Source organism: Actinomyces oris (genome assembly GCF_006546825.1).
GTDB lineage: Bacteria > Actinomycetota > Actinomycetes > Actinomycetales > Actinomycetaceae > Actinomyces > Actinomyces oris.
The window spans coordinates 277,710-291,492 of the sequence record NZ_VICC01000004.1 but is presented as its reverse complement, the minus strand read 5'-3'; the positions used below and the strand labels follow the sequence as shown (position 1 = coordinate 291,492).

Annotated in this window: 10 protein-coding genes and 1 pseudogene; 4 read left to right on the top strand and 7 right to left on the bottom strand. The window is 68.2% G+C overall.

Annotated elements, in window-relative coordinates; genetic code table 11:
• Positions 1-6 precede the first annotated feature (6 nt).
• From FK267_RS05525 to FK267_RS05510, 4 genes and pseudogenes are all read left to right on the top strand, one after another.
• Entirely contained in the window at positions 7-1,161 is a 1,155-nt protein-coding gene (locus FK267_RS05525) for an MFS transporter (RefSeq protein WP_170198604.1), read from the top strand.
• Positions 1,162-1,473: 312 nt separating this feature from the next.
• Positions 1,474-1,575: pseudogene (locus tag FK267_RS13600) on the top strand (LPXTG cell wall anchor domain-containing protein); the annotation flags it as partial.
• A 96-nt stretch (positions 1,576-1,671) separates the two neighbouring features.
• Entirely contained in the window at positions 1,672-2,520 is an 849-nt protein-coding gene (locus tag FK267_RS05515; RefSeq protein ID WP_075379186.1) for a VOC family protein, read from the top strand.
• A 65-nt stretch (positions 2,521-2,585) separates the two neighbouring features.
• The gene (locus tag FK267_RS05510) at positions 2,586-2,834 is read left to right on the top strand and encodes a ribbon-helix-helix domain-containing protein (protein WP_075379185.1); all 249 of its coding nucleotides are present in this window, start codon (positions 2,586-2,588) and stop codon (positions 2,832-2,834) included.
• 394 nt (positions 2,835-3,228) lie between these two features.
• Here the strand turns inward: FK267_RS05510 and FK267_RS05505 are convergent, their stop codons facing one another.
• The 7 genes from FK267_RS05505 to FK267_RS05475 form a co-directional block, all read right to left on the bottom strand.
• Entirely contained in the window at positions 3,229-4,650 is a 1,422-nt protein-coding gene (locus tag FK267_RS05505; protein WP_141406571.1) for a citrate synthase, read from the bottom strand.
• 275 nt (positions 4,651-4,925) lie between these two features.
• Entirely contained in the window at positions 4,926-6,134 is a 1,209-nt protein-coding gene (gene dapC / locus FK267_RS05500) for a succinyldiaminopimelate transaminase (protein ID WP_170198603.1), read from the bottom strand.
• 54 nt (positions 6,135-6,188) lie between these two features.
• Positions 6,189-6,539 (bottom strand): ferredoxin, encoded by a 351-nt coding sequence (fdxA, locus tag FK267_RS05495; protein WP_009394099.1) that lies wholly within the window; start codon positions 6,537-6,539, stop codon positions 6,189-6,191.
• 288 nt (positions 6,540-6,827) lie between these two features.
• Positions 6,828-9,656: a VanW family protein gene (locus FK267_RS05490; RefSeq protein ID WP_141406569.1), complete on the bottom strand. Its 2,829-nt coding sequence runs from the start codon at positions 9,654-9,656 to the stop codon at positions 6,828-6,830.
• Positions 9,657-9,671: 15 nt separating this feature from the next.
• The gene (typA, locus tag FK267_RS05485) at positions 9,672-11,594 is read right to left on the bottom strand and encodes a translational GTPase TypA (protein WP_075379182.1); all 1,923 of its coding nucleotides are present in this window, start codon (positions 11,592-11,594) and stop codon (positions 9,672-9,674) included.
• Between the two features lie 208 nt (positions 11,595-11,802).
• Complete coding sequence (locus tag FK267_RS05480; protein WP_170198602.1) at positions 11,803-13,005, bottom strand: MFS transporter; 1,203 nt, start codon at positions 13,003-13,005, stop codon at positions 11,803-11,805.
• 75 nt (positions 13,006-13,080) lie between these two features.
• Positions 13,081-13,776 (bottom strand): hypothetical protein, encoded by a 696-nt coding sequence (locus FK267_RS05475; protein WP_232622523.1) that lies wholly within the window; start codon positions 13,774-13,776, stop codon positions 13,081-13,083.
• Between the last annotated feature and the right edge of the window lie 7 nt (positions 13,777-13,783).

The following is a 13,783-nucleotide window of genomic DNA, read 5'->3' as shown; positions in this document are numbered from 1 at the left end:
GACGTTATGGACCGAAAACTTTCACTACTCGGGTTCGCGGTCATGTTCCTGATCGGTTCGGACACCTTCGTCGTCGCACCACTACTGCCATCGCTTGCCAAGGCATACGACGTGTCGACGACACAGAGTGGCTGGCTGGTCAGCGTCTATGCGATCGGATACGCGCTCACCGGCCTGGTGTCCGGACCAATCTCGGACCGAGGTAACCGCCGGATCATCCTTACGCTTGGGATGGTGGTCTTCGCGTTGGCAACAGCCGCCTGCGCAGTCTCCCCAGGATTCTGGATGATGTTCATCTTCCGTTTCATCACTGGCGGTGCGGCGGCCATCGCTGCACCGCAAGTGTGGGCAATGATCCCCACCCTCGTCGGCCCGGATCAGAAAAGCGTTCTGCGCGTTATGGGATACACGACCGCCGGGCTGTCCATCGCTCAGGTCGTCGGGGTTCCTCTCGGGAGCCTCCTCGCAATCATCGACTGGCGCATTGTCTTCCCCATCATCGGGGTCTGTTCGTTGGGGCTAACAGTCACGCTCTGGTGCCAGATCCCCGATATCCACCCAACCGCGGCGGCTAAGAAGGTGCCATACCTGACCTTGCTCCACGCGCCGCAGGCGATCACACGATTCCTTTCCTACCTCGTGTACACCCTGGCGTTCTTCACCGTGTTCACCTACGCACCGACCTGGTTGGAGGACGGCCTGGGCACGTCGAAGGTCACCGTGGCGCTCATCATCCTGGCCGGCGGGATCGGTAATACGGTCGGCAGCCTTTTCGGCGTCCGCCTGACCGGCCGTATGCCCCCGGTCCGGTCCATCTACCTGAGTGCCGTAGTGATGGGCATCGCCTATCTGACGCTCGCCATATCTCCGCCTCCGATCGTTGTGGGGTTGGTATTCCTGCCCCTCTTCGCCTGCGGAGGCGCAATGCTCAGCGTCCGAATGCTCCACCTGCAACAGCTCGACAGCACAGCGCGCGGCACCATCTCCACCCTCACCAGCGCGGTGATGTACCTCGGTACAACAGTGGCAGGGATTATCGGCGGCCCACTGCTCACTCTCACCGGCAACTTCACCGCTATCGGCATCACCGCATTCTTACTGAGCACCTTCAGCGCGATAATGATCCGTCCAAGCAGCCTCGGAGAGGAGATAAATCAGTAACATGGAGAATGCACTGAGGTAGCCACCATCCGTCATCGAAAGTGGACAACAATCGCCGACATGTGCCAGCGAAACCAGTACCGACTTCGCTCCGTTCATGGAAGATAATATTCTAGCCGATCAGGATACACAAATCGGTGACAGTACGTGGATCCGGTACGGCTCGGAGCTCCGTAATGCAGTGGTCTCCCGGCACGCCTTCATCGGACTCCTGCGCCCAGTGGAGGCTCGACGCCCACTCCTGCCGTCGCACCAGCACCCACCCAGGCGCCCACGGCCGCTCCGACAACTACTGCTACAAAGCGCCCCCTCCCCAACACAGGGATCAACGCGAACAGTTTGACAGCCCTGGCGATCCTCGGGCTGCTCGCCGGCGCAGCAGTTCTCCACTACCGCCGCAAGGTCACCTCGTAGCCGGTGATACCCGGGTATGACCCGGCTTGCCGATCACAGTGTTGGGGCCGTTCCTCTCCGGAACGGCCCCAATACTTGTCACGCTACGGTGTCCACATGGACCAGCTCATCACTCCCGCCATTCGGTGCAACGGCAACGCCGATGAGGCAGCCCAGTTCTACGCCGACGTCTTCCGCGAGGGCTCCGTCGTCGAGCAGGTGTCCGGCTACGCGGCCACGGTCAGCATCCACGGGTTCCGTCTCTCGCTTATCAACGGCGGCGACCAGGACGCCCCAAACCCGTCGATCAGCTGCATCCTGAACTTCGATCCGCTCCTGTTCGGTGGCGAGGAGCAGGCCCGGGCCTACCTCGATGAGCTCTACGAGCGTCTGTCCACCGGCGGTGTGCTCATGGAGCTGGGCGAGTACCCCTTCTCGCCGCGCTACGCCTGGGTCCGCGACCGCTTCGGCATGACCTGGCGGCTCATGCTCACCGACCCAGCCGGCGAGCCGCGCCCTTTCATCCTGCCCTCCTTCATGTTCGGCGGCACCAACCACGCCAACGCCGAGGAGGCCACCGAGGCTTGGATCGCACTGTTCGACGACGCCCGCCGCGGGGCCCTGCGTCGCTACGGGGAGGGCGGGCCGATGGAGGCGGGGACCATCATGTTCACCGACTTCACGCTGCGCGGTACCTGGATGGCAGCCATGGACTCGGGGGCCTTCCACGACTTCACCTTCACACCCGGGGTTTCCATGATCGTCTCCTGCCGAGACCAGGAGGAGATCGACCGCTACTGGGCGGGACTGTCGGCCGTGCCCGAGGCCGAGCACTGCGGCTGGTGCGTCGACCGCTGGGGCGTCTCCTGGCAGGTCGTCCCCCACAACATTGCCGAACTCATGGCCGACGCCGCCACCCGCGAGAAGCTCCTGCACATGGGCAAGATCAACCTGGCCGGCCTGTAGGCCACCGAGCTCACCACGACGGTCTCGACGACGTTCAGGCAGGTATTTCGTATTACACTTGTCGCATGGAAACCATTGATGGCGTGCCAGTCATCGACGAGACGATCCAGGAGTGGGCTGACGAAGCGGAACGTGGATACGACGTCGAAGTGCTGAAGAAGCGAGGACGCCGTCCCATCGGGAATGGTGCGGCGCGAGTCGTCCCAGTCCGCATGGACGACAGTCTGGTAGCCGCGGTCGACCAACGTGCTGAGAAGGACGGCACCAGCCGCTCCGAGATCATCCGCTCAGCCGTACGAGCCTTTGTCGCGTGATCGACTGACGCCCAGCAGACCAGGGGCCCACCTCACCTCTGCAACAGACATCCTGATTCGATGGAGGGCCAGGCAGCCCCTCGTGATGCGGTGGAGTACTGCCCGGTGGTGACCTTCGTGCCGACCGGAAGTCCCCTGTTCACCCTCGGTTACAGCCGTCCGATCTACGAGCAGTTGGTGGCATCCCACGAGCGGATGATCGACGACGTACTTTTGCGTCGGGGACGTACTTGTCCCCCAAACCACTGCGGGCGGACCTCAGTGGTTTGGGGGAGAACGCAGTCGTCGTCGGGAATGTACGTTCCCGAACCGCACCGCCCGGCCCCAGACAACCGGCCACAGACAATCAGCCCTGGGCAACCGGCGTGGCCCGTGAACCTCAGACCCTGGTGACTCAGACCCTCGTGACGCGGTCGAGGCTGGGGACACCGGCGCGGGTGGCCGGGTACTGGCCGTCGTCGTGCTTGCGCCGGTGCATGGCCACGTAGTGGCGCTCGGTGGAGCCGTCGTAAACCTGTCGGGGCCGTCCAATGCGCTTGGCGGGATCGGCGATCATCTCGCGGTACTGGGCGATCCAGCCCGGCAGGCGCCCCAGGGCGAACAGGGGCGTGAACATCTTCGTGGGGAAGCCCATCGCCTGGTAAATGAGGCCGGTGTAGAAGTCGACGTTCGGGTAGAGGCTACGCGAGACGAAGTACTCGTCGCGCAGCGCCGTCTCCTCCAGCTCCATGGCGATCTCGAGCTTGCGGTCGCCGTCGTCGGAGCCCAGGCGGGTCAGGACGTCGTGGGCGGTCTCCTTGACGATGGCGGCGCGCGGGTCGTAGTTCTTGTAGACCCGGTGGCCGAAGCCCATGAGCCGCACGCCGTCCTCCTTGTCCTTGACCTTGCGGACGAACTCGGCCGTGCTCATCCCCGAGCTCTGGATCGTGTCCAGCATCCGCAGGACCGCCTCGTTCGCGCCGCCGTGCAGCGGCCCGGACAGGGCACCCACGCCCGCGGCCACGGAGGCGTACATGTTGGCGTCGGCCGATCCCACGAGGCGCACGGTGGAGGTCGAGCAGTTCTGCTCGTGGTCGGCGTGCAGGATGAGCAGCATGTCCAGTGCCCGCACGACGGCCGGGTCGATCTCGTAGGACTGGTAGGGCATGCCGAAGGTCAGGCGGATGAAGTCCTCGACGTAGGAGCGCTGCGGGTCGGGGTAGAGCAGCGGCAGTCCGATGGCGCGCCGGGCGATGTAGCTGATCATCGTGGGCATCTTGGCCAGCAGCAGCACGGTGGCGAGCTCGCGCTCGTAGGGGTCGTGCGGGTCGAGGGTGTCCTCGTAGTAGGTGGCCAGGCCCGCGATCCCCGCCTGGAGGATCGCCATCGGGTGGCCAGAGGAGGGGAAGGAGGTGAAGAAGCCACGGAAGTCCTCATGCAGGAGCCGGTGGCGCGAGATGCGCCGCTCCATGCGCGCGAAGGACTCACGGTCGGGCAGCTCACCGTTGATGAGGAGGTAGGCGACCTCCAGGAAGGTCGAGGACTTGGCCAGCTCCTCGATCGGGTAGCCGCGGTAGCGCAGAATCCCGGCAGCGCCGTCGATGTAGGTGATCTGCGAGGTGCACGACGCCGTGTTGGTGAAGCCCGGGTCGAGCGTCACCACGCCGGTGGAGCCCAGCAGCTTGGACACGCCCAGGCCGTCGGCGCCGTCGGTCGCCGGGGTGCGCGGCAGCTCGAGGTTGGTGCCGTCAACGGCCAGCAGGCCAGGACCGCCGACGGCGCTGGGCCGGCTCTGCTCGGGCTGCTCGGCCGCGGCGGTGGTGGGGGTGCTCGTCATCATGCCTCCTGGGGCTCGGGGCCGCACGCATCGCGACGGCGAGACCTGGGCCCACGGGGTTCCGGCGGGCCCAGCGCCCACTGTACGGGGTGCGCCGTCACGGCGTCGTTTCATGGACCCACCGCGGACGACCGGATCGGCCGATCAGCCCGGATCAGCCCGCCGGGGCAGCAGCCGGATACCCACCCATGCTTGATAAACTTATCAAGCACGGCGGCGGCTGATAAGTTTATCAAGGCGCTGGTCAGCGGCTGATTCGGCCGGCTGTTCCAGTCTCAGCCGGCGAAGAGGGCGGCAGCCTCGGGCGAGCGCAGGCGTGCGGCGGCGGCGGCCACTCGCTCGTCGGTGTCGGTCAGGCTCATGCGCACCCGCCCGGCCCCGGCCTCGCCGTAGAAGTCGCCGGGGGCCACGACGATCCCCAGCTCGGCGAAGGCCCCCACGAGCTCGTAGGCGCTCATCGACTCGGGCCCCCGGAGCCACAGGTACAGGCCGGCCACGGAGGCCGGGTCATTGACGAGCCCGGCGGCGGCGGTCGCCTCAACGAGCACCTCGCGGCGCTCCCGGTAGACCTCCTTCTGCACCTCCATGTGCGCCTCGTCACCGAGGGCGGCCACGAGGGCCGCCTGCACCGGAGTCGGCATGAGCATGCCGGTGTGCTTGCGCACCTCGGTGACAGCGCCCACGAGCCGCGCGTCACCGGCGAGGAAGGCCGCCCGGTAGCCGGCCAGGTTGGACTGCTTGGACAGGGAGTACAGGGCGAGCAGGCCGCTTCGGCCCGCGGCTCCCCCGACCCGGGGGTCCAGGAGGCTCGGGATCGGCTGGGCGTCCCACGGCGCCTCCCAGCCGAGCTCGGCGTAGCACTCGTCGGAGATGACGACGGCGCCCCGCGCCCGGGCCCAGGCGACGATCCGGGCCATCTGCTCGACGCTCAGGACGTGCCCGTCGGGGTTGCCGGGGCTGTTGAGCCAGACGACGGCCACGGGCGCGTCCTCAGCGATCCCCCAGGTGGCGGGGTCGGCATCGGGGTCCACCGGGACGGGGGCGGCCCCCACGAGGCGGGCGCCGACGTCGTAGGTGGGATAGGCGGCACGCGGGTGCAGAACGAGGTCGCCGGGACACACCCCCAGGTGCAGCGGTAGGAGGGCCACGGACTCCTTGGAGCCGATGGTGGGGATGACCTCGTCATCGCCCAGGCCGGCCACGCCCCGACGTCGCTCCATCCACTCGGTGATGGCGGCACGCACCACGGGGGCGCCGACCGCCGTCGGGTAGCCGGGGGCGTTGGCCGCCGAGAACAGGGCGTTGCGGGCGATCTCGGGGGTGGGGTCGACGGGCGTGCCCACCGCGAGGTCAACGACGCCGTCCGGGTGCTGGGCGGCCCGCTCCCGGTAGGGGGTCAGCGAGTCCCAGGGGAAGTCGGGCAGGGCGAGTCGGCGGGGCAGGTGGAGGCTGGGGAGGGTCTCAGGTGTCGCGCTGGTGGTCACGGGCCCTGATTCTTCCTCACGGGCCGGGGGCGTCTCCACCCCCGGCCCGTCGACTCAGTAGCCGTTGGCCTCTTTCCACTCCTCGTTCTGCGGGGGCAGGGCGGCGATCATGGGGTCGTCGTAGTCCAGCGCGCCGGTCCTCTGGGCGCCGCCTGGCGAGCCGAGTCCCTTGAGCTCGAAGAAGTCGATGTTGGCGCGGGTGTAGTCCTCCCACTCCTCGGGAACATCGTCCTCGTAGAAGATCGCCTCGGTGGGGCAGACGGGCTCGCAGGCACCGCAGTCGACGCACTCGTCGGCGTTGATGTAGAGGCTGCGTTCACCCTCGTAGATGCAGTCGACGGGACACTCGTCGACGCAGGCGCGGTCCTTGACGTCGACGCAGGGCTGGGCAATGACGTACGTCATGGCAGCAGTGTCCTTTCTTCTCAGGGGAATCCGCCCGCGAGGGTGAGCGGGGTCGGGCCAAGTATGGTCCCCCGGCGCCCGTCGGCCCAAGAGGCGAAAGAGTGGCCGTCAGCACGCCGAAAACTCAGGGTTGCCACACCGTGATTACGTCACTGCCGCAGCGCGAATGTCACAGGTAACACCGCCCTAGGAGCGCCGAGAAAGGCCTCAGTGTCCATGGCGCTGACATCAACGCCGCACCGGCGCTGCACCCCGGCAGGGCTCCAGGCTGCCGGGGGGCGCCCTGTCTCAGGAGCAGACGATGTCGTTGTCGGCGGCGTACTGGGTAGTGAGCACGTCGTCAGGCAAGGCCTTGCCGTCGTGCTTGCGGGTGCGGGTGACGGTGATGTCGAAGCCGGGGTTGCCGCCCGAGTAGGGCTCGCAGCCGGGGCCGGACTTGCGCTCAGTGGACACCGGGCGGAAGTTGAACCGGTCCGAGGAGGTGATCGACACGTCGTAGTACTTCGTGGACCACATCCGCACGTGGATCTGCTCGCCGTCCAGCCAGGCCTGGACCAACACCGCGTGGGACGTGGAGTTGGTGAACTTCACGTCGAGCTTGCCGGTCCACAAGGTGGCCTCGCGCCCGGCCGGGTAGCGGTCGAAGTAGTACTGGTGGGCGTGGTGCTCGGTGTCGTCCATACCGGCCTCAAAGCCGGCGTTGAAGACGGTGGTGGCCACCTGGCTCAGCCCGCCGCCCAGGGAGTCGACGTGCTGCCCGTTGGAGATGACTCCGGCGTCGGCGAAGCCGTGCTCGTAGTCGACCTCGCCGAGGGTCTTCTCCAGGGAGAAGACCTCGCCGGGCTTGACGACGGTGCCGTTGACGAGCTCGGCCCCGCGAGTGAGGTTCTGGGTGCGCGGCGCGTCCCCGGCGTTGTACGGGGTAGCGAACTCTCCGATCGCCTCGCTGATACCCCACTCGTTCTGCGGCGTCTTCACCGTCGGCTCGGACACGACCATCGGCAGGGTCACGGTCCGGCCGGCGACGTCGGAGGCGGAGGTGCCGGCCTTGAGCAGGCTCGCGGACAGGGCGGCGGTGTCGATGGTCTTCCCCTGAGCGGCGGGGACGTACTGGGGACGCGCCCCGGGGGCACCAGTGGCGGAGCCGTCGATCTTCCAGGTCGCGTTCTGGGCGGGGGTCTCGACCTGGCCGACTCTGGCGACGATGGCGTCGCGCAGCGCGGTCGGGTCGAAGGTGGCGCTCAAGGTGCCGCCCTCGGAGGAGATCTTCAGCATCTCAGCGGTGTCCTGCGGGGAGAAGGCCGCGGCCGCGCCAGGGTTCTTGCTCTGCGCGCCGGCGCCGGCCGTGTTCACGGTCAGTCCGCTGGAGAGCAGCGGCGTGAGGGTGCCGTCAACGAACTCGGAGGCCTCCTCGTCGGTGATGGCGGGGGTCGCGGTACCCTCGGCCATGGCCAGGGTCTTCTTCCCCAGAGGCCAGGTGCCGCCGATCTGCTTGAGAGAAGCCTCGACGTCGAGTCCGATGCCGTTGCTCGCGGGCGTGGTGACCGGCTTGGTGCCATCCAGGGTCACGGTCGCCGAGACCGCACCATTGGCCATCGTGTCGACCCGGTCCTCCAGGGCACCGCGCAGCGCGGTGGAATCGACCCGGATGACGGCGTCAGTGTGCTGGCCGCCAAGGCGCTGAGCCAGGGTGAGGGGGTTGAGGGTGAATCCAGTGAGCTTCTTGACCGAGGCGTCGGTGTCGACCGAGATTCCCGACTTAGCGGGCACGAGCTCGGAACTGCCCTGCCCGACGGTGAGGGTGACGGGCTGGGCGAGCTGGTCGCCGACTCCCTTACCGATGCGCTCGTGGGCCTTCTTGGGGCTCAGGCCGGAGACATCGACGCCGGAGACGGTGGTGCCAGAGGCAATGTGCTGGGTGGTCCACCAGGCGATGCCGCCCCAGGCCAGCAGCAGGGCCGCAGCCCCGGCGGCGCAGGCAGCGGGGACGAGGCGCCGACGGCGCGAGGAGCCCGACCCGACTGCTGCGCTGTTGGTCTTCTTCGCAACGTTCTGGGCCTTGGCGGGCTTGTGCGTCGTCGCGGCCGCGGCCAGGGTCCCGGGGACGGCTGCGGGGGCGGCGTTGTCCCCCAGCAGATCGGCATCGCCCTTGGCGGGTTCAGCGGCTCGGTCGGCGTCGACGGCGGGTGTGGACTGCTCGGGTGCCGAGGGCGACGCCCCGGACAGGCTCTTCGGTGTGATTGACGGCGGCATGTCGCCGGAATCGGGGCTCCATGCGGTGCCCCGCCGGGTCTCGGCAGACGCATCGGCGCCGGCCGACTCATAGGGCGAGAGGGCCTCAGCAGGGGTGGCCGCCTCGTCGACGACGCGCATCGATGCCGGCGTCGCCAACGGTTCGGCGGCTTCAGTGGCGGGAGCCTTCTCCTCAGGCTGCTCGACGACGGCCGGAGCCTCCTCAGACTCCTCGGAGTGCTCGACGGACTCAGCCGGCTCAACAGGCACAGCGGACTCGGCAGGCGCAGCAGGCTGGGCCGCCTCGGCCACCTGAGCGGGCTTCACGGCCTCAACTGTCCCGGCGGGCTCCCCCTCCTGGGCCTCGGCACCGGGCTCCTCAGCCGGCTCGACCGATTCGGCAGTCTCCACCGGCTCGTCCTGGGACTCGCCGTCGAGGTTGAGAGTCGGGGTGCCATCGGCGTCCCCGCCCTCAGCGGAGTCGCCCTCGGCCGTCCCATCCTCGGGCCGCTCGACGGCCGGAACCTCCTCGGCCTGCTCGATGGACTCGGCCGGCTCGGCCACCTCCGCGGGCTTCACTGCCTCGACAGCCTCAGCGGCCTCCTGCGGCTCGTGGGCCTCGGCGCCGGGCTCCTCGTCCGGATCGTCCTGGGACTCCTCATCGAGGTTGAGGGTCGGCGTGTCGTCGGCGTGCTCGCCCTCGGCGGAGTCGCCATCGGCAGCCCTGTCCTCAGGCCGTTCGGCGGCCAGAGTCTCCGCAGCCTCCCCGGACTCCTCGGCCTGCTCGACGGACTCAACAACTGCGACAGGCGCGGCGGGCTCGACGGCGTCGGCTGCGGCCTCGGGAGCGGCAGGCTTCTCCCCGCGGTTGACGGACTGGCTCATGGGCGGCGGTTCCTCTCAGGCCTCGGCACGACGACGGCGGGCGTTCTCGCGGAAACGCTCCTGGGAGTTGAGGATGACCTTGCGGATGCGCACGGCCTCCGGGGTGACCTCGACGCACTCGTCGTCGGCGGCGAACTCGAGGGCCTCCTCCAGGGTGAGACGGCGCGGCGGCACAAGGGCCTCGAAGGTGTCCGCGGTCGAGGAGCGCATGTTGGTCTGCTGCTTCTCACGGACCACGTTGACGTCCATGTCCTCGCCGCGGGGGTTCTCCCCCACGACCTGACCCTCGTAGGTCTCCTGGGTGGGCTCGACGAAGAAGCTGCCGCGGTCCTGCAGGCGAATGAGCGCGTAAGCGGTCACGGCCCCGGCGCGGTCGGAGACGAGGGAGCCGGTGGTGCGCGAGACGATCTTCCCGGCCCAGGGGGCGTAGCCCTCAGCGATGGAGGAGGCGATGCCGGTGCCACGGGTCTCGGTGAGGAACTGCGTACGGAAGCCGATGAGGCCGCGGGCAGGCACGAGGAACTCCATGCGGATCCAGCCGGTGCCGTGGTTGGTCATGGTCTCCATCTGGCCCTTGCGGGCGGCCATGAGCTGGGTGACGGCGCCCAGGTACTCCTCGGGGACGTCGATGGTCATGCGCTCGATGGGCTCGTGGCGCTTGCCGTCGATGGTGCGGGTGACCACCTGGGGCTTACCGACGGTCAGCTCGAATCCCTCACGGCGCATCTGCTCCACGAGGATCGCCAGCGCCAGCTCGCCGCGCCCCTGGACCTCCCAGGCGTCGGGCCGGGTGGTGGGCAGGACCCGCAGGGATACGTTGCCGATGAGCTCGCGGTCCAGGCGGTCCTTGACCTGGCGGGCGGTGACCTTCGCGCCCTTGGTGCGCCCGGCCATCGGGGAGGTGTTGATGCCGATGGTCATGGCGATGGCCGGGTCGTCCACGGTGATGAGCGGAAGCGGGCGCGGGTCCTCGGGGTCGACGAGGGACTCGCCGATGGTGATGTCCTCGATCCCGGCGACGGCGACGATGTCGCCGGCGTGCGCCTCTTCGGCGGGCTTGCGATCCAGCCCCTCGGTGACGAGGAGCTCGGAGACGCGGGCGGAGGACAGGGAGCCGTCGTGGCGAGCCCAGGCCACCGTCTGCCCCTTGCGCAGGGTGCCGTTGTGGATGCGCAGCAGCGCCAGGCGGCCCAGGAAGGGTGAGGCGTCCAGGTTGGTGACGTGGGCCTGCAGGGGGGCGCCCTCCTCGTAGGAGGGGCCGGGGATCCGCTCGATGATGGTGCGGAAGAGCGGCTCGAGGTTCTCGTTGGCCGGCAGCTCGCCGTCGGCCGGGGCCTCGGTGTCGGCGCGGCGGGCCTTGGCGGAAGCGTAGATGACGGGCACGTCCAGGACGGCGTCGAGGTCGATGTCGGGGTGCTCGTCAGCCAGGTCGCTGGCCAGGGACAGCAGCAGGTCAGTGGACTCGGAGACGACCTCGTCGAGCCGGGAGTCGGGGCGGTCCACCTTGTTGACCACGAGGATGACCGGCAGGTTCGCGGCCAGGGCCTTACGCAGCACGAAGCGGGTCTGGGGCAGGGGCCCCTCGGAGGCGTCGACGAGGAGGACGACACCGTCGACCATGGACAGCCCGCGCTCGACCTCGCCGCCGAAGTCGGCGTGGCCGGGGGTGTCGATGACGTTGATGACGATGCCCTCGGGGCAGCCGGCGTCCGCGGCCGAGGGGCCCGAGTAGTGGACCGCCGTGTTCTTGGCGAGGATCGTGATGCCCTTCTCGCGCTCCAGCTCGCCGGAGTCCATGACGCGCTCACCGGTGGTCTCCTCGGTGGCCCGGGCCCCGAAGGCCCCCGCCTCCCAGAGCATGGCGTCGACAAGAGTGGTCTTGCCGTGGTCGACGTGGGCGACAATGGCGACGTTGCGCAGATCCTGGCGCACGCTCATAGGGGGCACTTCTTCCGGTGGGAGGACGCCGCGGGCCAGGCACCGCTCAGGCACCGACCACAGGGCACGAAACAGAGAAAGACTAGAGGACGCCGGTCGCGACCTGCCATGGCCGGGCCAACACCCGGCATGTGCCGCCCCTCACCTCGACCATTCAGGCACCGGCAGCATCAACCGCATCGCGAAACTGCGAACCACGAGCTGCCGATCACTCCGCAGCCGATTCGACGTCCTCCACCTCCGGAGAAACGGCATATGCCCACAGGCACCCGAGCAGCACCACGACGCATGCCCCAGCGGTCATCAGCACACCCTCGCCCTGCCCCAGCCACACCGCAAGGGCAGGAACAGCCACATAGCCAAGCGGCGCGACACCATCCCCGGCGAGGTAGTCCAAGGCGAGCACAGAAGGCAGTGCATCACGCTCGACTCGAGACTGAAGAAACGTCTCCCAAGCCACACTCGTCGACGCAATCACAGCACTTGACACGAAGAGGGACACAGCGACCAGCCACAGAGGCGCACCGAGCACCACGCTGACCGGAACCGGAACGAAGCTGAGAAGCGCAACCAGGCAGAGCACTGGGCGCGACAAGCGGGATGGCAGACGAACCATGGACCCCACGATTCCACCGACCGCAAACAAGGACTCGCTGACACCGATGAACCATAACGCCTGATACTCATCGCGCAGCACGACGGGGAATAGCGTCATGTAACTCCCCCACACAGTAAAGTGCCACACCCCGGAGGCGACCAGCACAACGAGAACACCTCGGGAACGTGCAGCGGCCTGCAGTCCCCGCTTCAGCGCGGTCACGCGATCCGCACCACCCGTTCTGCGCCCCTTCGGCAGGCGGCTCTGGGAGAGCAGGCACACGAGCATCAGTAGGGATACCAACCACCAAGCGTCTGAAACACCTCGCCATGACTGCACCAGCGCGATAACTCCAGGGCCGGCGACCGCGCACAGACCAGCGACGACAGCCCTGGCAGAATTCATCCGATCCAGCAGATCCGATCGCACAAGGTCTGCGACATAGGACCCCATCGTTGGATACATGATCGATGCGACAAACTCCAATGTGAACGACACAGTGACGTAGACGCCGAGGCCAACCGATCCGGCACGACTCAGTATCGCGATCCCGCCACAAATGACGATCCATGCGGCTGCCGCACCGCCGAACATGGTCTTGGGGCTGACGTGGACCAGCATCTGCGGAGCCAACAACGCACCCAGGATGCCCGGCAGCGCACCCACGCCGAGAACGAGCCCGACACCGGAGGCGCTGTAGCCCTCCGATGCGACAGCTATCGCCAGCAATACTGGAACTGCCGAATTCGCCAGAACATACAGGCCTCGCGACACAAGAAACTCAACGACGTAGTCCTCCGCCATCAGCTTCATTCGACTACCCCTCCCGCCGCACTCCCAGTGCGCACTCGTCCGTCTCGCCGTCCATCGGAGCAGTGGTAGGCCACGTCACAGCAGCACGGTCACTGCCGCGAGCGCGACGGCGAGCAGTCCGGCGGCGGCGACGACCGGACGGTTGAGGCCGCTGGTGGCGCCGGTAGCCGCGCCGGGCGCCGCATCGTCCGCGGCCCGAGCGGGAAGGCTGCGCACCTGCTCGGCGTAGGCCTCGATGAGGGCCCCGGCATCACCGGTGTCGAGGTTGGTGCGGTGAGTCCCCTCCCCCACCAGGTACTCCGGGCGCACCGCCGGGGCCGGCTCGGTGTCCCGCAGGCCGTCGCGCCGCTCCTGCTGCTCGCGCAGCTCCTGGCGGCGCCGGAAGGACTCGGCCATGCCGCCGCGGCGGGGAGCGGCCGAGGCCCGCACCTCGACGTCGTCACGGGTGATGACCGACAGCCCCCAACGGGTGCGGCACATCTCGACCTCGTCCCAGCCCAGCACGTGAGTGCGCCAGGCGTTGCGGATGGTGAGGGCCCGCGGGGCCAGGGTGATCTGCGGGGCCCACCACAGCAGCCAGGTGAGGAAGGTGAGCAGCCCCGCCCAGGCCAGGGTGCGCAGCCCGTGGGCGGCGCCGTCGGCCAGGCCGATCGTCAGGGACATCCCCACCGCGGCCAGGCCGATGAGGACGGTGCCCAGGCGGGCCGGCAGGGAGCGGATGACGACGGTCGGCATGACCGGAGGCACAGTGGTGGTCACGGTGGTGGGCACGTCTTCT